Annotated in this window: 26 protein-coding genes; 19 read left to right on the forward strand and 7 right to left on the reverse strand. The window is 42.7% G+C overall.

Annotation, left to right across the window (positions count from 1 at the left end):
* Positions 1 to 24: 24 nt before the first annotated feature.
* From NYE23_RS02465 to NYE23_RS02475, 3 genes are all read left to right on the forward strand, one after another.
* Complete coding sequence (locus tag NYE23_RS02465; protein WP_341075210.1) at positions 25 to 1,284, forward strand: Y-family DNA polymerase; 1,260 nt, start codon at positions 25 to 27, stop codon at positions 1,282 to 1,284.
* A gap of 15 nt (positions 1,285 to 1,299) precedes the next feature.
* Entirely contained in the window at positions 1,300 to 1,635 is a 336-nt protein-coding gene (locus tag NYE23_RS02470; RefSeq protein ID WP_341075211.1) for a YolD-like family protein, read from the forward strand.
* A 79-nt stretch (positions 1,636 to 1,714) separates the two neighbouring features.
* Entirely contained in the window at positions 1,715 to 1,873 is a 159-nt protein-coding gene (locus NYE23_RS02475; protein WP_341075213.1) for a hypothetical protein, read from the forward strand.
* Between the two features lie 18 nt (positions 1,874 to 1,891).
* On the opposite strand, the gene NYE23_RS02480 is transcribed toward NYE23_RS02475, so the two are convergent.
* A complete protein-coding gene (locus NYE23_RS02480; protein ID WP_341075214.1) occupies positions 1,892 to 2,110 on the reverse strand; it encodes a CDGSH iron-sulfur domain-containing protein in 219 nt (72 codons plus the stop codon).
* A 120-nt stretch (positions 2,111 to 2,230) separates the two neighbouring features.
* On the opposite strand from NYE23_RS02480, the gene NYE23_RS02485 reads away from it, so the two are divergent.
* Together NYE23_RS02485 and NYE23_RS02490 are read left to right on the forward strand one after the other, a co-directional pair.
* Positions 2,231 to 2,557 carry an iron-sulfur cluster biosynthesis family protein gene (locus tag NYE23_RS02485; protein WP_341075215.1) on the forward strand — a complete coding sequence of 109 codons (327 nt, stop codon included), beginning with the start codon at positions 2,231 to 2,233 and terminating at the stop codon, positions 2,555 to 2,557.
* A gap of 172 nt (positions 2,558 to 2,729) precedes the next feature.
* The gene (locus NYE23_RS02490; protein ID WP_341075217.1) at positions 2,730 to 3,266 is read left to right on the forward strand and encodes a hypothetical protein; all 537 of its coding nucleotides are present in this window, start codon (positions 2,730 to 2,732) and stop codon (positions 3,264 to 3,266) included.
* 45 nt (positions 3,267 to 3,311) lie between these two features.
* On the opposite strand, the gene NYE23_RS02495 is transcribed toward NYE23_RS02490, so the two are convergent.
* From NYE23_RS02495 to NYE23_RS02505, 3 genes are all read right to left on the reverse strand, one after another.
* Positions 3,312 to 4,238, reverse strand: a complete 927-nt coding sequence (locus tag NYE23_RS02495; RefSeq protein ID WP_341075218.1) for an alpha/beta hydrolase — start codon at positions 4,236 to 4,238, stop codon at positions 3,312 to 3,314.
* 172 nt (positions 4,239 to 4,410) lie between these two features.
* Complete coding sequence (locus NYE23_RS02500) at positions 4,411 to 4,542, reverse strand: hypothetical protein (RefSeq protein WP_341075219.1); 132 nt, start codon at positions 4,540 to 4,542, stop codon at positions 4,411 to 4,413.
* A 107-nt stretch (positions 4,543 to 4,649) separates the two neighbouring features.
* Positions 4,650 to 5,558, reverse strand: a complete 909-nt coding sequence (locus NYE23_RS02505; RefSeq protein WP_341075220.1) for a hydroxymethylglutaryl-CoA lyase — start codon at positions 5,556 to 5,558, stop codon at positions 4,650 to 4,652.
* 179 nt (positions 5,559 to 5,737) lie between these two features.
* Here NYE23_RS02505 and NYE23_RS02510 point away from each other — a divergent pair, with 179 nt between their 5' ends.
* The 5 genes from NYE23_RS02510 (at position 5,738) to NYE23_RS02530 (ending at position 9,133) form a co-directional block, all read left to right on the forward strand.
* Positions 5,738 to 6,925 (forward strand): acetyl-CoA C-acetyltransferase, encoded by a 1,188-nt coding sequence (locus NYE23_RS02510; protein WP_341075222.1) that lies wholly within the window; start codon positions 5,738 to 5,740, stop codon positions 6,923 to 6,925.
* 57 nt (positions 6,926 to 6,982) lie between these two features.
* Positions 6,983 to 7,672: a CoA transferase subunit A gene (locus tag NYE23_RS02515; protein WP_341075223.1), complete on the forward strand. Its 690-nt coding sequence runs from the start codon at positions 6,983 to 6,985 to the stop codon at positions 7,670 to 7,672.
* Positions 7,673 to 7,699: 27 nt separating this feature from the next.
* Positions 7,700 to 8,368 (forward strand): 3-oxoacid CoA-transferase subunit B, encoded by a 669-nt coding sequence (locus NYE23_RS02520; protein WP_341075225.1) that lies wholly within the window; start codon positions 7,700 to 7,702, stop codon positions 8,366 to 8,368.
* 70 nt (positions 8,369 to 8,438) lie between these two features.
* Entirely contained in the window at positions 8,439 to 8,810 is a 372-nt protein-coding gene (locus tag NYE23_RS02525) for a VOC family protein (RefSeq protein WP_341075226.1), read from the forward strand.
* Positions 8,811 to 8,887: 77 nt separating this feature from the next.
* Positions 8,888 to 9,133: a YqkE family protein gene (locus tag NYE23_RS02530; protein ID WP_341075227.1), complete on the forward strand. Its 246-nt coding sequence runs from the start codon at positions 8,888 to 8,890 to the stop codon at positions 9,131 to 9,133.
* A gap of 62 nt (positions 9,134 to 9,195) precedes the next feature.
* Here NYE23_RS02530 and NYE23_RS02535 read toward each other — a convergent pair whose 3' ends face one another.
* Positions 9,196 to 10,119: an aldo/keto reductase gene (locus NYE23_RS02535; protein ID WP_341075228.1), complete on the reverse strand. Its 924-nt coding sequence runs from the start codon at positions 10,117 to 10,119 to the stop codon at positions 9,196 to 9,198.
* 320 nt (positions 10,120 to 10,439) lie between these two features.
* Positions 10,440 to 10,574 carry a Z-ring formation inhibitor MciZ gene (gene mciZ, locus NYE23_RS02540; protein ID WP_341075230.1) on the reverse strand — a complete coding sequence of 45 codons (135 nt, stop codon included), beginning with the start codon at positions 10,572 to 10,574 and terminating at the stop codon, positions 10,440 to 10,442.
* 77 nt (positions 10,575 to 10,651) lie between these two features.
* Between mciZ and NYE23_RS02545 the strand changes: the two genes are divergently transcribed.
* Together NYE23_RS02545 and NYE23_RS02550 are read left to right on the forward strand one after the other, a co-directional pair.
* On the forward strand, positions 10,652 to 11,203 hold the full coding sequence (locus NYE23_RS02545; protein WP_341075231.1) for an NUDIX hydrolase: 552 nt from the start codon (positions 10,652 to 10,654) through the stop codon (positions 11,201 to 11,203).
* Between the two features lies 1 nt (position 11,204).
* Complete coding sequence (locus NYE23_RS02550) at positions 11,205 to 12,371, forward strand: endonuclease Q family protein (RefSeq protein ID WP_341075232.1); 1,167 nt, start codon at positions 11,205 to 11,207, stop codon at positions 12,369 to 12,371.
* A gap of 30 nt (positions 12,372 to 12,401) precedes the next feature.
* On the opposite strand, the gene NYE23_RS02555 is transcribed toward NYE23_RS02550, so the two are convergent.
* Positions 12,402 to 12,965 (reverse strand): GNAT family N-acetyltransferase, encoded by a 564-nt coding sequence (locus tag NYE23_RS02555; RefSeq protein WP_341075234.1) that lies wholly within the window; start codon positions 12,963 to 12,965, stop codon positions 12,402 to 12,404.
* Positions 12,966 to 13,143: 178 nt separating this feature from the next.
* On the opposite strand from NYE23_RS02555, the gene spoIIM reads away from it, so the two are divergent.
* The 7 genes from spoIIM (at position 13,144) to NYE23_RS02590 (ending at position 19,716) form a co-directional block, all read left to right on the forward strand.
* Complete coding sequence (gene spoIIM, locus NYE23_RS02560) at positions 13,144 to 13,788, forward strand: stage II sporulation protein M (protein WP_341075236.1); 645 nt, start codon at positions 13,144 to 13,146, stop codon at positions 13,786 to 13,788.
* Positions 13,789 to 14,018: 230 nt separating this feature from the next.
* Complete coding sequence (fur, locus tag NYE23_RS02565) at positions 14,019 to 14,486, forward strand: ferric iron uptake transcriptional regulator (RefSeq protein ID WP_341075237.1); 468 nt, start codon at positions 14,019 to 14,021, stop codon at positions 14,484 to 14,486.
* A 191-nt stretch (positions 14,487 to 14,677) separates the two neighbouring features.
* Positions 14,678 to 14,905, forward strand: coding sequence for a YqzK family protein (locus NYE23_RS02570; protein ID WP_035330067.1), 228 nt, complete (start codon positions 14,678 to 14,680; stop codon positions 14,903 to 14,905).
* A gap of 9 nt (positions 14,906 to 14,914) precedes the next feature.
* On the forward strand, positions 14,915 to 15,808 hold the full coding sequence (gene xerD, locus NYE23_RS02575; RefSeq protein WP_341075238.1) for a site-specific tyrosine recombinase XerD: 894 nt from the start codon (positions 14,915 to 14,917) through the stop codon (positions 15,806 to 15,808).
* A 257-nt stretch (positions 15,809 to 16,065) separates the two neighbouring features.
* Positions 16,066 to 17,250, forward strand: coding sequence for a phosphopentomutase (deoB, locus tag NYE23_RS02580; protein WP_341075239.1), 1,185 nt, complete (start codon positions 16,066 to 16,068; stop codon positions 17,248 to 17,250).
* A 32-nt stretch (positions 17,251 to 17,282) separates the two neighbouring features.
* The gene (locus NYE23_RS02585) at positions 17,283 to 18,104 is read left to right on the forward strand and encodes a purine-nucleoside phosphorylase (protein ID WP_341075240.1); all 822 of its coding nucleotides are present in this window, start codon (positions 17,283 to 17,285) and stop codon (positions 18,102 to 18,104) included.
* Positions 18,105 to 18,411: 307 nt separating this feature from the next.
* Complete coding sequence (locus NYE23_RS02590; protein WP_341080577.1) at positions 18,412 to 19,716, forward strand: pyrimidine-nucleoside phosphorylase; 1,305 nt, start codon at positions 18,412 to 18,414, stop codon at positions 19,714 to 19,716.
* Positions 19,717 to 19,731 lie beyond the last annotated feature (15 nt).

Genomic DNA, 19,731 nt, shown 5'->3' on the forward strand with positions numbered 1-19,731 from the left:
TTTTTGAAGGAGGATGTCGAAGTCATGGTTGATTACAGCTCAATGCCGAACAATCAAATTTTGTGTGTTGATATGAAGAGCTTTTATGCAAGCTGTTCTGCTGTCATGCTTGGTCTGGATCCTCTTGACTGCTATCTTGTAATTGCCGGGAATGTGGAACGGAAGGGGAGCGTTGTTCTGGCGGCCTCTCCACGAATGAAAAAAGAGTTTGGAATAAAGACAGGGTCCCGTCTTTTTGAGGTCCCCAATGATTCGCGCATTCGAGTTGAGGAGCCGAAAATGGCGACTTATTTAAGAATCTCCACTGAAATCACCAGAGTGTTTAACCGATATGTCCCCAAGGAAGCCATCCATACGTACAGTGTCGATGAAAGCTTTATAAAAGTAGACGGCGCAGTGCATCTCTGGGGTGATGCCCAGACGATTGCCTGGAAAATAAAAGATGATATTGAACGGGAATTTCAGCTTCCCTGTGCCATAGGAATAGGGCCTAATTTGCTAATGTCAAAGCTGTGCCTGGACCTTGAGGCGAAAAAAAAGGGAGTTGCACAATGGACGTATGGAGATGTAAAAACAAAGTTGTGGAATATATCGCCGTTACGGGAAATGTGGGGCATCGGCCGCCGTGTTGAAAAGACATTGAATGGAATGGGGATTTTTACAGTCGGCCAGCTTGCCCGCTATGATCTGGCTAAGCTCGAGAAGAAGTTTGGGATTATGGGCAATCAGCTCTATCACCATGCATGGGGTATTGATTTGTCGGAAATAGGCGCGCCGATTATGGCAGGGCAGATCAGCTTCGGCAAAAGCCAGATTTTACTGAGGGATTACAAAGAGGAAAAGGAAATTAAGCATGTGGTCCTTGAGATGTGTGAAGAAGTGGCAAGAAGGGCCCGCAGCCACCGCAAAGCCGGCAGAACCATCAGCTTTGGTCTTGGCTACAGCCAGGATGAATTCGGAGGGGGGTTTTACCGCTCCAGGACAGTTGATCAGCCAACCAATATTACGATGGATCTTTATCGGGTCTGCCTCGAGCTTTTTGACGAGAATTATGAGGGGAAAACAGTACGGCAGATTTCCATTTCCCTCGGCAATATTACGGATGACTGCGAAATGCAGCTGAGTCTGTTCGACTCGGATGGCTGGAAAAAAAGGGAGCTCGGCTATACTGTCGACCGGATCCGCTCCAAGTTTGGAGGAGGAGCTCTTCTGAGAGCCGTCTCTTATACAGGCGCAGGAACCGCCAAACACCGTGCGACATTGGTTGGCGGCCATAAAATGTAAAAGGAGGGTCAGCTTATGATTCGCGATCGGGGCAGAATTAAATGGACTTCCATGATGCTGCCGGAACATGTAAAGCTCTTAAGAGACTGGGCAAAGGAAGACACATACGAGCAAAAGCGGGAATTGGATGAGCAGAAGCTTGAATATATGAATGAAATTCTTTCGGAAGCAATGGAATTTCAAAAAAACGTTACACTTACACATTACAGGGGCAGAAATTATGAACTGGTTATCGGGAGCATTCATTATTGGGATGACTTTGGCCAAAAGCTTCATGTTGTTGATCGGTTTGGGGAAATTCACCGTATTTCCATTAACGATATAGCGGATGCGCGGTTCACGGAAGAGTAGTGCTGTCTGAAATGGATGAATTTAAAACGGGTATTTTTGGACGAGGGAAGCACCTTAACAGCAGGGAGGTGTATGAAATATGCCTAGAGGAAAAGAACTGGAACAGCTGCCAATGTCCAATATCGCACCAGGGGCCGGGGAAGACAGTACGGACAGGGACCGGGAACGGCTTCAAGGGATTATACAGAATGAAAGAGCAACACCCGCAAGAATAAAAAATGAAAAAAAACGGGGATGACTGTCCCCGTTTCCACCCTTATTGCTTGTCATCGGAAGCTTTCTCCGCGCGGACACAGGATTGGAAAGTTCCTTTATGAGTGCCATCACAAAATGGGATTTTCAAGGATCTTCCGCAGCGGCAAAGGGAGAAGGTTTTTTTTGTTTCGAATTTATTGCCATCCATATCAATTAACTCTACATCACCTGTTACACGCAGCGATCCATTATCCATTACTTTAATCTGCGCCTTGGACATATCCAATCATCCTTTCTAAAAATCTTTATTAGGCGGCTCAATAGCAGCTGTCTCTTTCAGAAGCAAGTTATGCCTATCTGTGTTAAAATCAGCATATGCAAAGGGAGGTAGTTTTACAACATGGAAATAACATTAACTGAGTTGGCGGCAGAAAAATTATCGGGACGGATTGCCGGCAAAGATGGATTCATAAAGCTAAAGTATGATATAGACGGCTGCGGCTGTGTGGTAAGCGGAGTCGCGGCACTCTGGCTTGTTGAAGAGCTGGATGAAGATGACAGGGAAATCAAAACAAACACCGGCAGCGTATATGTGGAAAAATCCAAGGAAGTATTTTTGGATGAAAGATTAACGATAGACTTTTCAGAGAAGGCAAATTGCTATCAGTTAAAAAGCCCGAATCAGTATTTAAACCCAAGAATGAGCTTTATTGATAAAACAAAATAATAATGAAGTAGCAGACGGCCGCTGAGGGAAGGCGGTCTTTTTAATAGGCTGAGATAGGTAAAAATACCCTTCCAAAATTCTGGAAAATAAGGTTTTAATATATTAGTAAAAGGTTAGATAACAGGATGTTTGTCATTATGGGTGAAGAGAGTGCTGATTGGGGGAGATTTGAATGAAGTGGAAGTTATTTTTTCTGGCGGCAGCTTTCCTGATTTTGTCGGGGTGCAGTACAGCAACAATGGGCCAGGCGATTGATGATGGAATTCCATTCAATGTAAAAGAAGTCTTACATAAAGAAAAGGTAAAAGATGGAGTCATACTGCTGTATTTAACGCAGCAGAATGATGGGCAAAATGAGGTCGAGGCCATGGCAGCTGCCTATTTGAAAGGCAGTGACAAAAAGGGCTGGAAAAATGAGGGCCATAACCATTGGGAGCATTATGAGAATGAACATATGACCGTTTATTCAGATACCTTCTATGATTACGATAAGGAAGGTAATCTGGAAAACAGATTACCAATAATTTTTGGTGAAATTCAAAGCAGAGATATTAAAAAAGTAGAGGTAGCCGGCAAGGCAGAGAAATTCGAAGAAGCGGCTATTATCAAAAAAGAAAACAAACGCTATTATTTTAAAATGGGAGATTTTCATACTGCAAGAGGGCTGTCGGCAGATGGAAAGGAAATCATAAAGAAAAAGAAAAATTAGAAAATCTTATATGAAGCAGCTGGCTTACACTGAAGCCAGCTGCTTCTATTGTGATAAAGTATCTTTGCTGCTGACATACTGCTCCAAAAACTCGTCAATGACTTTTTCATAATCCTCTCTGTTTTCGTTAAAGGATTGGGCATGGATCCCATTGGCAGCAAGGTAAAGTTTTTTAGGGCCTTGTTTCTTTTCATACAAAGCTTCGGACATGGTCGGCAAAATAAAATCATCTTTTTCACTGTGGATAAACAGGATGGGCTTCTTTATATTGTCTATAACGGAAATAGGCGAAACGTCTGCAATGGAGTATTTCTCCCGCATCCGCAGGAATAGATCAGCAACAGGCAAAAAGAGTTTAGCGGGCAGCTTCATCTCGGTTTTTAAACGGTAAGCCAGCTGCTCCTTAAAATCAGAAAAAGGGCAATCGGCAATGTAAAAGTCGGCACCGTCTTCAAGCATTCCCGCATAAAGGAGCATGGTGGCAGCCCCCATGCTTTCACCATGAATGCCGATCTGGATATCGGGGCCTTTTTCCGCTTTAAGCCAATCAACAATTGCTTTTAGATCAAACTTTTCATAATGACCGTAACTTGTCGTCTTTCCCCCGGATTCTCCGTGGCGGCGATGATCATAGATTACAGCGTTAAACCCCCTTTCCAGAAAGAGGTTCATATATTTAATCGAGTTCATTTTATTTTCCGTAACACCGTGTGAAATAATGATATAGCGGCTGTTTTTATGGGGTTCAGCAGCCACGGCTTTTAAGTTATAGCCAAATGGGGAAGGAATAAGCACTTCTCTTTTCGGGAGGCTTTCATACTTGATCAGATCAAGTCTGCCGGACTCCTTCTCCCTTTCTAAAATAAAGTCATCTTCCTTCTTTTTCATAAACATAAGCCTATTTGTAAAATAGACGCCGAGTGATGAAAGAAAGAGAACGATGGAAAATAAATAACGAAAAAACCTTCTCAAACCCATCCCTCCATCTTTTTTCTTTATCGCAGTCAATCACGGGAAATCCCCACTGATTGAAGTTTTACTTTATTTTACCATTCTGGATAAAATTAAAACAGAGATGTGAGCCGGGACAAACTGAAATTTTATGAAGGGCTCGCGGCACAAAAAAAGCCGCTCCTGCGGCGGCTTATTGCTGTGCGTTTTGTCTTTTAGTTGGATGAATCGCCTTTTCCAATTCCTCGGCAGCAATCGTCTGGCTGACTGTATCGGAATTCGGCTTCCCCTTCTGGCTGGATCCTTTATCGCGTTTGTGGCTCATCGGATTATCCCCCTTTTAATGGCTGCAGCTGAACCTGAATTCGACAGATGCTTTCATCTAATAAGATGCGATAAAAAAGGGGGCATTATTCATCGAAAGCTGTAATACTATTGGACAGTTTGAGCATTCAGCCTGAAATAGGTGCTTTCAATCGGCCTGGAAAGATGAGGCTGAACAATTTTTACAGCTTCCATTAATTGATCCAGGTTAACATTGGTTTCAATTCCCATGCGCTCAAGCATATAAACAACATCTTCTGTTGCAGCGTTGCCTGCAGCGCCAGGGGCAAATGGGCATCCGCCAAGTCCGCCGGCGGATGTGTCAAATCGGTCGACACCTGCCTGCATGGCTGCAAAAATATTTGTGAGGGCCATTTTTCTTGTGTCATGGAAGTGAGCAGTCAGCAGAGTATTTGGAAACTCTTCTTTTAAACGGGAAAAAAGCATGTATGATTCATGGGGAGCAGCCATTCCGATCGTATCTGCCACGCTTAATTCATCAGCCCCTGCCTCTGTAAATTGGCGGCATAGTCCAACTGTATCTTCAGGATCGATGGCTCCTTCATACGGACAATAAAATGCCGTTGAGATGCAGGCACGGACAAAGTAACCTTTCTCCTTCAGTTCTCCGATAATCGGCTTTAGTTCATCCATACTTTCCTGAGTAGTTTTATTGATGTTTTTCTTGTTAAATGTATTGCTTACACCAACGAAAACGGCAACAGCCCGGCAATCAGTCATATATACTCTGTCAATGCCTTTGCGGTTCGGGGCAAGCACGATATCCCTTGTATTTGCATCAAGACAATCTGCCGTAATTTCAGCTGCATCCCCCATCTGCGGAACCCATTTAGGAGACACAAATGAAGTAAGCTCCAATTCTGTTAATCCTGCATTTTTTAAACTTTTAATAAAGTCTTTCTTAACTTCAGTCGGTACAAACGACTTTTCGTTTTGCAGTCCATCCCGCGGGCCCACTTCAATAATTGTTACTTTATCTGGAAATGCAAGCGTCATGTTTTCCTCTCCCGTTTCATAATTTAATTTTTGGTAAGCGTTTTCTCGATATCCTTAAATTTATTGTATTAGGAAAGTATTTTCGATTGCAAGAATAATAGAAATTTTGACAAAATAAAAGGAATTTTGATATCCCTGCACGAATATAAGCAAAGAGATGTTTTGAAAGGATGAGAGAGATGGCACAAACCGAAGTTGTAATAGTCAGCGCTGTCCGGACAGCAATCGGCAGTTTCAATGGAAGTCTAAAAGATGTATCAGCACCAGAGCTTGGGGCGATTGCAATAAAAGGCGCTCTTGAAAAAGCTGGTGTAACACCGGATCAAATAGATGAAGTAATCCTGGGAAATGTCCTGCAGGCAGGCCTGGGCCAAAACACAGCAAGGCAGGCAGCTCTTAAAGCGGGTCTTCCTGAAAGCGTTTCCGCAATGACGATTAATAAAGTTTGCGGTTCAGGGCTGAAGGCGGTCCATTTAGCAGCACAGGCCATTTTGGCCGGCGATGCCGAAGCAGTGATTGCAGGCGGCATGGAGAATATGAGCCAGGCGCCTTACATACTGAAAAATGCAAGAAATGGCTTTAAAATGGGTGACCAAAAACTTATAGATTCGATGATTTCAGACGGTCTCTGGTGTGCTTTTAATGATTACCATATGGGAGTTACGGCTGAAAATCTTTGCTCGAAATATGAGCTGAGCAGGGAAGAACAGGACAAATTTGCCGCAGACAGCCAGGAAAAGGCGGCAAAGGCAATCGAAGAAGGAAAATTCAAAGATGAAATCGTTCCGGTTGAAATTCCTCAGCGAAAAGGGGATCCGATTGTTTTTGATACAGACGAGTATCCGAAAAAAGGGACAACTGCTGAAAAGCTCGCAGGCCTGCGTCCGGCGTTTAAGAAAGATGGCAGCGTAACAGCCGGAAATGCTTCCGGGATTAATGACGGGGCGGCTGTATTGCTGGTTATGAGCAGAAAGAGAGCAGATGAACTGGGGCTTAAGCCATTAGTGGCGATTAAAGGAAATGCAAGTGCAGGTGTAGATCCGAGCATCATGGGCATTGGTCCTGTTGCAGCAGTAAAAAAAGCGCTTGAAAAGGCATCTGTTTCCATGGATGAATTAGAGCTTATTGAAGCAAACGAGGCATTTGCAGCCCAGGCGCTGGCAGTTGACAGGGAGCTTCGTTTTAACAAGGAGATTCTGAATGTTAATGGCGGGGCCATTGCACTCGGACATCCAATCGGCGCAAGCGGAGCACGAATCCTCGTAACCCTAATTCATGAGATGCAAAAAAGACAGGCAAAGAAAGGCCTTGCAACTCTTTGCATTGGCGGAGGCCAAGGGGTAGCTACAGTAGTGGAGCTTGCATAGCCGTTTTTGATACTAGTTAGTAAAAATAAGTACTTTTTAATGAAAGGAGCGATTGAAGTGAAGAAAATTTATACTTCCTTCAGTGAAGCGGTTCAGGAAATTCACGATGGTGCCGTCCTTATGGTTGGCGGTTTCGGTCTGTGCGGAATTCCGGAAAACCTTATTTTGGCTTTAGTTGAAAAAGGGGTTAAGGATCTGACAGTCATCTCGAATAACTGCGGTGTTGACGATTGGGGACTTGGACTGCTTTTAAAAAATAAACAAATTAAGAAAATGGTTGGCTCATATGTTGGGGAAAACAAAGAGTTTGAAAGACAGGTTCTTTCAGGGGAAATTGAAGTAGAGCTGCTCCCTCAAGGAACACTGGCTGAGAAAATCCGTGCAGGCGGCGCAGGCATACCTGCTTTTTACACACCGGCTGGAGTAGGGACCCCAATTGCAGAGGGGAAAGAGACGAAGCTGTTTAACGGCAAGGAATATCTCCTTGAAGAAGCGCTGAAAGCAGACTTCAGCCTTGTGAGAGCATGGAAGGGCGATAAGATGGGCAATCTTGTTTATCATAAAACAGCCCGAAACTTCAATCCGATGATTGCAGCAGCCGGCAAAGTGACAATTGCAGAAGTGGAGACGCTTTATGAGATTGGTGAACTGGATCCGAATTATATTCATACCCCGAGCATCTATGTTCAATCACTGATTGAAGGAAAACAGGAGAAGCGCATTGAAAGACTGACGGTGAAGAAATAAATACCAGTGACGGAAGGAGAGGGTGTCATGAGTAACGATAAAGCGGCAGTACGCGAAAAAATTGCGAGACGGGCTGAGAAGGAAATTGAAAATGGCTTTTACGTGAATTTGGGAATCGGTATGCCAACATTGGTTGCCAATTATATTTCTAATAATAAGGAAGTGGTCCTGCAATCTGAAAATGGATTACTGGGAATCGGCCCGTATCCTGCAGAAAGTGAAGTTGATCCGGATCTAATTAACGCAGGAAAAGAAACAGTTACAGCCATCCAGGGATCATCTTATTTTGATAGTGCTGAATCTTTTGCAATGATCAGGGGCGGCCATGTGAATATTGCCATTCTCGGCGGGATGGAAGTCTCAGAAAAAGGAGATCTTGCCAACTGGATGATTCCCGGAAAAATGATCAAGGGGATGGGCGGTGCAATGGATCTCGTTCATGGCGCCAATAAAATCATTGTGATTATGGATCACACTAATAAAAATGGTGATTCAAAAATTCTTAAAGAATGCAGCCTGCCTTTAACTGGTAAAAACGTCGTTGACCGCATTATAACTGAGCGGGCAGTCATCGATGTCACCGAGTCCGGTTTAAAGCTTGTTGAAGTAGCTAAAGGCTTTACAATCGAGGAAATTATCAATTCAACAGAACCTGAATTGCAGGTTGATGAAAACGTTGTAACAGAAGCCTACTAATACATTAGAAAAGTACAGCTGCATGCTGTGCTTTTCATTATCTTCAGCCTAAAAGAAAAGAGGAGAAAAAATGAGTTTTTCCTTTAAAGGAATTGACCATATCCAGCTGGCAGCTCCGAAAGGCTGCGAGGAGGAAGCAAGAATATTTTACGGCGAACAGCTTGGCCTGAAGGAAATTCCCAAGCCTGAAAATCTCCAAAAGCGCGGAGGCTGCTGGTTTATTTGCGGAGATCAGGAAATCCATATTGGAGTACAGGAAGGCTTCCTGCCCGCCAAAAAAGCCCACCCTGGATTTATTGTGGAAAACCTGGAAGCCTTGAGAAGCAAACTTGAGGAGCAGAAAATAGCAATAAAGGAAGAACCTCAGATAGAAGGAAGAGAGAGGTTCTTTGTAGATGATCCATTCGGAAACAGAATTGAGTTTCTGGAATTTTTACCATAAAAGTGATTAAGCCTGTTCCTTCATGAAAAGTAAAATATGCTATAATAAATGGCAAAATCAGTTGATGAGGGGATTATATGAAAAAGAAAAAACACCATTCCCAGCCTAAAAAAGACGATAAGCCAGTCACGCTTGGCGACATGCTGAACCGGGACCTGGTGGAGCAGCTGAAAGGGAAAAAGCAGGAATTAAAGGCTGCTGAAGATAAACAGAAGGAAGAAGAAGAGCGCACAAAAAGAGAAGAAAGAAGACTGCGCGAAAAAAATAAAAGTTTTGAAGAACTGCTTGGAGAAAGCAATCTTAACTGGAAAGAATTCAAATAATATTAAAAAAGGGGCCGACTTTTCTGTCAGCCCCTTTCTTGTCTTATATTATGAGCATTCTATCATCTATGCTGCTCATATTTATTTAGCTTTGCAATAGATTTAATCATTGCCAATTCATCTTCGTTCAGAGGCTTGGCTCTTGCTGCTTCTGCATTTGCTCTTACTTGCTCAGCCCGGCTGGCACCTGCGGCAATGGAAGCGACAGCCGGGTCAGCGAGATTAAACTGAAATGCTATCTCGTTCATGGTGCGCTGGTCTGAAATTTTTTCGCGGATGCTGGTGAGCGTTTTTTTCAATTCTTCATAGCTGTAATCCAAATAGCCTTTATCTTTTACCGATTCCGACGCTTTATCAAGCATTTTGTCGCTGAGCAGCCCTTTGGCCAGCGGCCCTCTTGTAACTGCACTGATGCCTTTTTGATTCAGAAGAGGCAGCGCTTCTTCTTCAGGGCGCCGATCTAAAATGCTGTATTGCATCATGACAGAAACAATGGATGATTTTGATGCAAATTCCCGGATTACATTTGGGCGAATGGAGGAAATGCCATATTGGCGGATGTATCCTTCTTCCTTTAGTTCCTCAAATGCTTCAATGGTTTCATCAATCGGATCTTCAATCGTGCCGCCGTGAAGCTGATATAAATCGATATAGTCCGTATCCAGTCTTTTCAAGCTGTCTTTTACAGCTTCTTTGATGTGGCTTTTTGAGGGATCCCAGCTCCAGCCGTCTTTATTCTTATTCCATCGGTTGCCGGCTTTGGTTGCAATAATCACCTGTTCGCGGACATTCTTTAAGGATTGTCCGACAAGCTTTTCGTTTTCGCCAAAATCATATAAATCAGCTGTATCAAAATAATTGATTCCTGCTTCAAGGGCCGATTCAATGATCTCCTGAGCCCTGGAAGGGTCGGTGCCAATTGACATGCAGCCCAGCCCCAGCTCGCTTACGTACAAGTCTGAGTTTCCAAGTCTTCTCTTTTTCAAGTGCCCACCTCATTTGAATGTTTTCTATAATTGTACATAAACAAATGAGGCATACTCAAATTTAGAGGCTTATCATTTTATCGCAGTCTAATGGAGATGAATCAAAGGAGGATAAGTGGGGGGGCAAACTGCCCGTAAAGCCCGAAATAAGGACAAAGACTAAGAACGCCACGTCCTCCCAAAAGCTGCCGCTTTCGGTCGTGCGATGTATCGCTGCCGCAGCTTTCCTTGTCCTGTGGCAACGTCTTTGTGACCCACTTCCTGTGGGCCTCAACTAACAATCAGTGGGCGATAAGGGAACACCCCCACTGATTGAAGTTTCACTTTATAATGTTCTGAGATTCAACCCAGTCTTTTACAAGGATATACTGCCTGCCGTATTGTTTTAGTTTCTCACGGACTTCCCAGGCTTTGCCGGCCAGAATGACTCCCCTTTTATGGACGTACACCTTCATGCCATACTCCCCCTCATCAAGTATGATAAAATGTATGAGCAATCATTACCGGAATAGAACAGGAGTGACTGAAAACAATGAGCCGCTTAGAAGAAAAAACAATTAAGACGGAAAAAATCTTCACTGGTAAAGTCATTAGTCTGCAGGTGGAGGATGTTGAGCTGCCGAATGGCAAAACATCGAAGCGGGAAATTATCAAACACCCCGGAGCAGTAGCTGTATTGGCAGTAACAGAAGAGAATAAAATAGTGATGGTTGAACAATATCGAAAAGCGCTGGATAAGATTATTGCTGAAATTCCAGCCGGAAAGCTTGAAGAAGGAGAAGAACCCAGCGTGTGTGCAGAAAGGGAACTGGAAGAAGAAACGGGGTACGGCTGCACGGAAATGGAATGGCTGATCTCATTCTACACGTCTCCCGGATTTGCCGATGAGCTTGTACATCTATATATAGCAAAGGGTCTGAAGAAAAAAGAGAATGCCGCTTCGCCTGATGAAGATGAATTTGTGAACCTTTTGGAGGTAACCCTTGAGGAAGCCATATCCCTGCTTGAGGAGCAAAAGGTTTATGATGCGAAAACTGCTTATGCAATCCAATATCTGCAGCTTCAAGAAGCGCTGAAAAAATAGCATGAAGCGCTTTTTTGCTGATCTCCATATCCATATTGGACGTACGTTTACGGGAAAGCCAGTTAAAATAACTGGCGCTAAATCACTTACCTTCACTAATATCATCAGGCATGCCCGCAATGAAAAGGGGCTTGATATCATTGGAATAATTGATTGTCATTCTCCCGAAGTCATCCTTGAAATCGAGGACTTGGCCCAAAAAGGCTTTGTAACAGAGCATAAGGACGGGGGACTTCAATACGGAGATTTGACGATTATACCCGGGTCGGAACTTGAAATATATGATGATTCCTGTAAAGGCCCTATTCATGTCCTGTGCTACTTTCCAACCCTATCCGCAATGAAGGATTTCTCTGCCTGGTTAACGGGGTATTTGAAGAACATAACTTTAAGCTCTCAAAGAATTTATGCCTCAGGCAGAATGCTTCAGGAAAAAGTAAAGGAACTGGAGGGGCTTTTTATTCCTGCCCATGTTTTTACCCCATTTAAGAGTCTATTCGGGAAAGGGGTAGAGCGGTCGCTGTCGGAGGTGTTTGATCCTGGTTTAATCGATGCAATTGAGCTGGGACTTAGTGCAGATACGAAGATGGCTGATCAAATAGCTGAACTTCACAGATATACATTTTTAACAAATTCAGATGCCCATTCATTAAAAAAGATCGCAAGAGAATATCAGGTTCTGGAAATGGAAGCACCGACATTTGCTGAACTGCAGAAGGCTTTGACCGGAAAAGAAAAATGCAGGGTTAAAGCCAATTACGGGCTTGATCCTCTGCTCGGCAAATACCATCAGACTGTTTGTTCTGAATGTTTTGGCCCCTTTGATGAAGGGAAGGGTAAATGCAGGAATTGCAGTCACCACAAATTTATCAAAGGCGTGGCTGACCGAATTTCCGAACTGAAATCATTTGGAGAGTTGCTCGTTGAACGGCCTCCTTATATTCATCAGGTGCCGCTTGAGTTCATTCCAGGGTTAGGCCCGAAAATGCTGGAGAAGCTGCTGAATCATTTCGGAACTGAAATGGCCATTCTGCATGATGTTCCTTTCTCAGAGATTAGCAAAGTAATTCCTGAGAAAACAGCTAAGCTAATTGGAAAAGCGCGTGAAGGGAAGTTAAACCTTCAGGCAGGGGGCGGAGGCAAGTACGGCAGAATTGTGGATTCTTAAAAACATAGAGCCTATGCAGGCTCTATGTTTTTAGATGCTGACTTTAGCATAAACACAAGTATCTCTAAGCTCTTTTCCGTCTGCACTTAGGCTGTCATTAATTAGGATCCCTTCAAGCGTGTATCCCAGCCTTTCGGGAATTCTTCGGCTGTTAACGTTTCTCGAATCACATCTGATTTCCACTCTGTTCGCTTGAAAATGCTTAAAGGAAAACTTTGTCAAACCTGCGGCTGCTTCAGAAATATAGCCGTTTTTCCGAAACCTCACATCTCCCCAATAGCCAATTTCGAATTTGCGGACATCCCAATCTATGCGATGCAGGCCAGTAGAGCCGACAAACACATCATCTTCTTTCCTATAAATATGGATACGGAAATCTTCCCTTTGAATAAACTTGGCATAAGATTTACGGATACCAGACTCAACTTCATCAGCTGATTGTTCATTCTGTGCAAAAGGAAGCCATTTTTTAAGCTCGGAAGCTGAAGCTGTTAAAGCCTCATGAACTGTTTTTCCGTCTCCGGGCAAGGCGGGCCTCATATAAAGTCTTTCTGTTTCAATTCTCTCTGGAAACTCTTTTAAGATCGGATCCATTTTCCCAGCCCCCCCAATGATAATTAAGACAATTTTGAAAATTATAGCAAGAAACACATGAAGTATTCAAGAACTTTTTTACTGATTGAGGAGCAGAGCAGATCAATTCTTTGTCATACAATTCCGGGACAGGCATACAATTTAATATCCAATTTGTTTTGTCTTAGGAGGAAGAGCAATGAAAAAAAAAATGTACCAGAACGCCGCAGCAGCCCACTTTCGCGAACATTCCTCAATTTACTTATTTGTTATTGTATTATTTCTCATGGGTGTCATTTTTGGGGCTATTGTTGTAAATAGCTTGAGTTTTACTCAAAAAGAAGATTTATTTTATTATCTGTCTCAGTTTTTTGGACAAGTATCAGATGGGCATATTGCAGCAGCAGATGAATTATTTAAACAAAGCTTTTTCCATAATACAAAATTTATAGGGTTGATGTGGATTTTGGGAATCTCCATAATTGGACTGCCAGTCATTCTTATTCTGCTTTTTATGAAAGGCATGGTGGTTGGCTTTACAGTTGGCTTTCTCGTTAACCGCATGGGATGGGAAGGATTTATACTTTCCTTCGTATCGGTTCTTCCCCAGAATCTGATCATCATACCTATATTTATAATAGCAGCAACTCTGGCTGTGTCTTTCTCTTTGAAAATGATAAGAAGACAATTTATGAAAAAAGCCGGCCAGCCCATGATGCCTCTTTTCGGAAGATATATGATTGCTTTTGCTGTTGCCATTCTGTTTCTAATTGCTGCAGCCGGGGTAGAGGCATTTATCTCGCCAGTCTTAATGAAATCTGTTGTTAATTCAATCCAATCTTAATAGGATTATTGTTAAAGGCAGAGCGGCAGGCTCTGCTTTTTGCTGTACGGGAAAAGGATAAAAATTGTAATATAGGGTAAATATAAAGAGGTTTCAATCTATTTTAGATGATATTATAATTATTATTATATTAAATTCGTTATCGTTTGTTATTTATAATTATTTTATTTTGAATGTGATCTCATTTCTGTTATAATGAGAATGTTAGTGGCGAGGGAGGGACTTTCGGTATGGAAAGCAGAATTGAAAGAATTAAAAAACAGTTGCATTCATCCAGCTATAAACTAACACCACAGCGAGAGGCAACAGTTCGCGTCCTGTTAGAACACGAAGAGGATCATTTAAGTGCGGAAGATGTCTACCTCCTAGTAAAAGAGAAATCGCCTGAGATAGGCTTGGCAACTGTATATAGAACACTTGAATTGCTGACTGAATTAAAAATTGTCGATAAAATCAACTTTGGTGATGGAGTTTCCAGGTATGACCTGCGTCAGGAAGGGGCAGCCCATTTTCACCACCATTTAGTCTGTATTGAGTGCGGAGCTGTTGATGAAATACAGGAAGACTTGCTTGAAGACGTAGAGGAAGTGGTTGAACGCCGCTGGAACTTTAAAATAAAGGATCACCGCCTTACGTTCCATGGCATCTGCTACCGCTGCCAGGATAAACAAACAGAAACCGATTCAGATGAAAATTAATATGATTATTGACAAAGCTTATTCTACATTAGGATAGGCTTTTTTATTTGCGCTGTTTTCCAAAAAGCAAGTGCCCTGAAGAAACTTCATTTATACAAATTCAGGTATAATTCTTGTCCAAAATGGCATACCTTTTAATAATAGAAAGCTGAATATCTTTCTTTTTATTAAAAGTTATGGAGGAACAAACCATGAAATCCTGGCTGGGCATGGCTTTTCAGACCATTAAAGTATTTGTGATTTTTACTGGATGCACAATCCTTTTTTATTATGGTATTATGTGGTTAAATGAAGAATACCAGGATTATCACCGCTATGACGAACCAAGGGGAGCGGCTGTTAAGGTGTCTGCGAGCGGAACTGATGAGGATAGGAGCTTGCTGGACCGGTTAATTCTTTTCTACTTAAACGGGGAGTAATGCTATCATATGGATGATCAGTTAAAAGACTTTATTCATTATTTACTTGTAGAAAAAGGCCTCGCCAAAAATACAATTATCTCTTATGAAAGAGATTTGAAAAGTTATCTGAAGTATCTCAAGTCGGAAGAGAAGGCTACAAGCCTTGAGAATGTGCAGCGCATGCAGATTGTCCAATTTCTCGGTTTTTTAAAAAAACAGGGTAAATCCTCAAAGACTCTGGCTCGGCACATAGCCTCCTTAAGGGCCTTTCACCAATTTCTGCTCCGCGAAAAAGCAGTTGGCCATGATCCTTCTGTCCATATAGAAACTCCGCAAATTGAACGTTCGCTTCCGAAAGTATTAAACATGCAGGAAGTGGAAACTTTATTGGATCTTCCGGAAATTAAGGATCACTTTGGTCTGCGGGATAAAGCCATGCTTGAACTTTTATATGCTACAGGCATTCGCGTAAGTGAACTGATAGGCCTGAACTCAGGTGATGTTCATTTAACGATGGGCTTTGTAAGATGTATTGGCAAAGGAAATAAGGAACGGATTGTGCCTATTGGTAAAACAGCTTCTGAAGCGCTTGAAAGGTATTTAACTGAAGGAAGAGGCAAGTTTGTTTCTAAAAAGCATAGGGATGAAGCATTATTTTTAAACCATCACGGCAGACGTCTTTCAAGACAGGGATTCTGGAAAATACTGAAGCGGCTGGCTCAGGAGGCAGGGATCGAGAAGGAGCTGACTCCACATACGTTGAGGCATTCATTTGCCACTCATCTGCTGGAAAATGGGGCAGATTTGCGGGCTGTCCAGGAAATGCTTGGACATGCCGATATTTCCACAACGCAAATTTATACGCATGTAACCAAAACACGGCTTAAAGATGTGTACAGTCAATACCATCCGCGTGCTTAAAAATAGAAAAAAATCAAATGTCATAAAGCTGCCATGAAAAATAGGCAGCTTTTTCTTGTCATTTCACCTGTTTATTAGGTAAAATATAGATGTCAGACTTCTGACAAATGAAAGGGCTATCCTTAATATGTTTTAAACGCACGAATGGCGGTATACACCCCAGCTCCAGCAAGAGAATCAGTGTTAAATAAACCTAAAAAGGGTACTATACGAATATGATTTTTGTAACCGTATTCAAATAATTAGGAGGTTTTCAAATGGCTGCATATACATATAAGCGCGTTTTTTTAATTGTCATGGATTCAGTGGGAATCGGAGAAGCGCCTGATGCCGATAAGTTCGGTGATAAAGGTGCCGATACGATCGGCCACATCGCAGAAAAAATGAATGGCCTGAAGATGCCGAACATGGGTAAACTTGGCCTTAGTAATATCCGCGAAATCAAAGGAATCGAAAAAGCGGATAATCCTATGGCGTTCTACACGAAGATGCAGGAAGCATCAAATGGAAAAGACACAATGACCGGTCATTGGGAAATTATGGGTTTAAATATTCAAACTCCATTTAGAGTCTTTCCTGATGGATTTCCGGAGGAATTGATTTCAGAACTTGAATCACGCACAGGCAGGAAGATTATTGGGAATAAGCCTGCAAGCGGAACAGAAATCCTGGTTGAACTGGGAGAAGAACATATGAGAACCGGAGCTCTGATTGTTTATACATCAGCCGATTCAGTTCTGCAGATTGCGGCACATGAAGATATAATTCCTATTGAAGAACAGTATAAAATCTGTAAAATCGCACGTGAGCTGACACTTGATGAAAAATATATGGTAGGACGTGTGATTGCCAGACCATTCGTTGGCGAGCCGGGAAATTTCCAAAGAACATCAAACAGGCATGATTATGCGTTAAAGCCATTTGACCGCACAGTAATGAATGAAATGGCAGATGGCGGACTTGATGTAGTGGCAATTGGGAAAATCTCCGACATTTATGATGGAGAGGGAATAACTGAGGCCATTCGCACAACATCAAATATGGATGGGATGGATAAGCTGATCGAAACGTTTGATAAAGAATTTACAGGCCTGAGCTTTGTAAATCTGGTGGACTTTGATGCATTATTTGGCCATAGACGTGATCCGGAAGGGTATGGAAAAGCTCTTGAAGAGTTTGATGAACGCCTGCCAGAAGTATTTGAAAAAATGCAGGATGGCGACTTATTAATGATCACGGCAGACCACGGCAATGACCCTGTCCATCATGGCACAGATCATACGAGAGAATACGTTCCACTTCTTGTTTATTCAAAAGATATGGAAGAAGGAAAAGAGCTGCCGGTCAGTGAAACCTTTGCAGATATTGGGGCGACAATAGCAGATAACTTTAAAGTGAAAATGCCGTCCTATGGCAAAAGCTTTTTGAATCAACTGAAATAATTACATTAAAAAAGCAAAAGAGGAGAATGATGATGGATTATAGCAAAATTCAAAATGCGGCTGAATTTCTTAAAAATAAATATACAGGCCAGCCAAAGATTGGGCTGATTTTAGGCTCAGGACTTGGTGTTTTGGCAGACGAAATCGAAGAACCGGTTAAAATTCCATACAATGAAATCCCTGATTTCCCTGTATCAACAGTAGAAGGTCATGCAGGACAGCTTGTATTTGGACGCTTGAACGGCATTGAAGTGGTTGCTATGCAAGGCCGATTCCATTATTACGAAGGATACTCATTTGAAAAGGTAACCTTCCCTGTAAGAGTAATGAATGAGATGGGTGTTGAGAAACTCATTGTTACGAATGCGGCAGGTGGAGTGAATGAAACCTATTCTCCAGGTGATTTAATGCTTATTTCAGACCATATCAACAATATGGGCAGCAATCCTTTAATCGGCCCTAATGATTCCCGCATGGGTCCGCGTTTTCCGGATATGTCAGAAGCATATTCCAAAGAAATGAGGAAGCTTGCCAGAGGGATAGCCGATAAGCTGAACCTGAAGATTCAGGAAGGAGTGTATGTCGGCAATACAGGCCCAACATATGAAACCCCTGCAGAAGTTCGCATGCTGAGAACAATGGGCGGAGATGCAGTCGGCATGTCAACTGTTCCGGAAGTCATTGTGGCACAGCATTCAGGCATGAAGGTACTTGGAATTTCCTGTATCTCAAACATGGCTGCAGGCATCCTGGACCAGCCGCTGAACCATGAAGAAGTAATCGAAACAACAGAAAAAGTCAAAGCTGACTTCCTTCGGTATGTGAAAGCAATTGTTAAGGAATTTGGTGCTTAAGCTTATTAATTTTGGCGGTTATGCTGCTAACTTGGTTTAATAACTGAGTTGGTTGGAGCGGAGGGTACTTGAACCTCGAAAATGCTATCGCATTTTCTTTGTGCGGTGTTCATTCGAGGAAGCTTATTCAATGTCTGCGGGAGGAGAGGGGTCGGGAGACCCCGCAGGCGAAGCCGAGGAGGCTCCCGTTCCTCCCCGCGGAAAGCAAGTGCCCGCAGTGGAAATCAACGGGCTGACTTTTTAAGCAAAACAACAATCGATTAGAATAAAGCCATAAGAAATGAATAAATGAAAGTGGTGTTTGATGATGAGAATGGTGGATCTTATTGAAAAGAAAAGAGATGGACTGGAGTTAACGGCAGAAGAAATTCAATTCGTCATTAAAGGATACACAGACGGTTCGATCCCGGATTATCAGGTAAGTGCTTTAACAATGGCTATCTTCTTCCAGGGGATGACAGAGAACGAAAGAGCCAACTTAACTATGGCAATGGTAGAATCCGGTGATCAAATTGACTTATCCAAAATAGAAGGAATTAAAGTAGACAAACATTCAACTGGCGGTGTAGGTGATACAACAACACTCGTACTGGGACCGCTTGTAGCTGCAGTAGGTGTCCCGGTTGCGAAAATGTCAGGACGCGGGCTTGGACATACAGGCGGAACAATCGACAAGCTTGAGGCTGTTGAAGGGTTCCATGTAGAAATTGAGAATGAGGAATTTATTAAGCTTGTTAATCAAAATAAAATTGCAGTCATTGGGCAGAGCGGCAACTTAACACCTGCAGACAAAAAGTTATATGCACTGCGCGATGTAACAGCTACAGTGGACAGTATCCCTCTCATTGCAAGCTCAATTATGAGCAAAAAAATCGCCGCTGGTGCTGACGCCATTGTCCTTGATGTTAAGACAGGCGCCGGCGCATTTATGAAGACACTTGACGATTCACGTGAATTAGCAAAAGCGATGGTCCGCATTGGAAATAATGTCGGCAGAAACACAATGGCTGTTATCTCGGATATGAGCCAGCCGCTTGGTTATGCCATTGGCAATGCCCTTGAAGTAAAGGAAGCTATCGATACGTTAAGAGGCGAAGGACCTGAAGATCTGACTGAGCTTTGCCTGACCCTTGGAAGCCATATGGTTTTCCTGGCGAAAAAAGCGGATTCATTGAAGGAAGCGCGTGAAAAGTTAGAGAATGCTATGAAGGACGGTTCAGCTTTAGAAACATTTAAAGTATTCCTAAGCTCTCAAGGCGGAGATGCGTCAGTTGTCGATGATCCCCAAAAATTGCCTCAGGCAAAATATACATTTGAATTAGAAGCTAAGCAGGATGGCTATGTTTCTGAGATTGTTGCCGATGAGATCGGAACTGCAGCCATGCTGCTGGGAGCAGGGAGAGCAACCAAGGAATCTGAAATTGATTTAGCCGTTGGCCTGATTTTAAGAAAGAAAATCGGCGACCGTGTACAGAAGGGCGAATCTCTCGTAACCATCTGCAGCAATTTCGAAAATGTAGAAGAAGTCAGAAATATGCTTTATGAAAACATTACGCTGTCCACTGAAAAAGTGGAGGCACCAGTATTAATTCATGAAGAAATAACTGAATAATATTGAATCGAGAAG

Origin of the sequence: Cytobacillus sp. FSL H8-0458, from assembly GCF_038002165.1 — a bacterium.
Taxonomy (GTDB): domain Bacteria; phylum Bacillota; class Bacilli; order Bacillales; family Cytobacillaceae; genus Cytobacillus.

Coding starts and splice junctions, on each gene's coding strand:
- NYE23_RS02465 (WP_341075210.1), top strand. CDS start 25: ATGGTTGATTACAGCTCAATGCCGAACAATCAAATTTTGTGTGTTGAT.
- NYE23_RS02470 (WP_341075211.1), top strand. CDS start 1,300: ATGATTCGCGATCGGGGCAGAATTAAATGGACTTCCATGATGCTGCCG.
- NYE23_RS02475 (WP_341075213.1), top strand. CDS start 1,715: ATGCCTAGAGGAAAAGAACTGGAACAGCTGCCAATGTCCAATATCGCA.
- NYE23_RS02480 (WP_341075214.1), bottom strand. CDS start 2,110: ATGTCCAAGGCGCAGATTAAAGTAATGGATAATGGATCGCTGCGTGTA.
- NYE23_RS02485 (WP_341075215.1), top strand. CDS start 2,231: ATGGAAATAACATTAACTGAGTTGGCGGCAGAAAAATTATCGGGACGG.
- NYE23_RS02490 (WP_341075217.1), top strand. CDS start 2,730: ATGAAGTGGAAGTTATTTTTTCTGGCGGCAGCTTTCCTGATTTTGTCG.
- NYE23_RS02500 (WP_341075219.1), bottom strand. CDS start 4,542: ATGAGCCACAAACGCGATAAAGGATCCAGCCAGAAGGGGAAGCCGAAT.
- NYE23_RS02505 (WP_341075220.1), bottom strand. CDS start 5,558: ATGACGCTTGCATTTCCAGATAAAGTAACAATTATTGAAGTGGGCCCG.
- NYE23_RS02510 (WP_341075222.1), top strand. CDS start 5,738: ATGGCACAAACCGAAGTTGTAATAGTCAGCGCTGTCCGGACAGCAATC.
- NYE23_RS02520 (WP_341075225.1), top strand. CDS start 7,700: ATGAGTAACGATAAAGCGGCAGTACGCGAAAAAATTGCGAGACGGGCT.
- NYE23_RS02525 (WP_341075226.1), top strand. CDS start 8,439: ATGAGTTTTTCCTTTAAAGGAATTGACCATATCCAGCTGGCAGCTCCG.
- NYE23_RS02530 (WP_341075227.1), top strand. CDS start 8,888: ATGAAAAAGAAAAAACACCATTCCCAGCCTAAAAAAGACGATAAGCCA.
- mciZ (WP_341075230.1), bottom strand. CDS start 10,574: ATGAAGGTGTACGTCCATAAAAGGGGAGTCATTCTGGCCGGCAAAGCC.
- NYE23_RS02545 (WP_341075231.1), top strand. CDS start 10,652: ATGAGCCGCTTAGAAGAAAAAACAATTAAGACGGAAAAAATCTTCACT.
- NYE23_RS02550 (WP_341075232.1), top strand. CDS start 11,205: ATGAAGCGCTTTTTTGCTGATCTCCATATCCATATTGGACGTACGTTT.
- NYE23_RS02555 (WP_341075234.1), bottom strand. CDS start 12,965: ATGGATCCGATCTTAAAAGAGTTTCCAGAGAGAATTGAAACAGAAAGA.
- spoIIM (WP_341075236.1), top strand. CDS start 13,144: ATGAAAAAAAAAATGTACCAGAACGCCGCAGCAGCCCACTTTCGCGAA.
- fur (WP_341075237.1), top strand. CDS start 14,019: ATGGAAAGCAGAATTGAAAGAATTAAAAAACAGTTGCATTCATCCAGC.
- NYE23_RS02570 (WP_035330067.1), top strand. CDS start 14,678: ATGAAATCCTGGCTGGGCATGGCTTTTCAGACCATTAAAGTATTTGTG.
- xerD (WP_341075238.1), top strand. CDS start 14,915: ATGGATGATCAGTTAAAAGACTTTATTCATTATTTACTTGTAGAAAAA.
- deoB (WP_341075239.1), top strand. CDS start 16,066: ATGGCTGCATATACATATAAGCGCGTTTTTTTAATTGTCATGGATTCA.
- NYE23_RS02585 (WP_341075240.1), top strand. CDS start 17,283: ATGGATTATAGCAAAATTCAAAATGCGGCTGAATTTCTTAAAAATAAA.
- NYE23_RS02590 (WP_341080577.1), top strand. CDS start 18,412: ATGAGAATGGTGGATCTTATTGAAAAGAAAAGAGATGGACTGGAGTTA.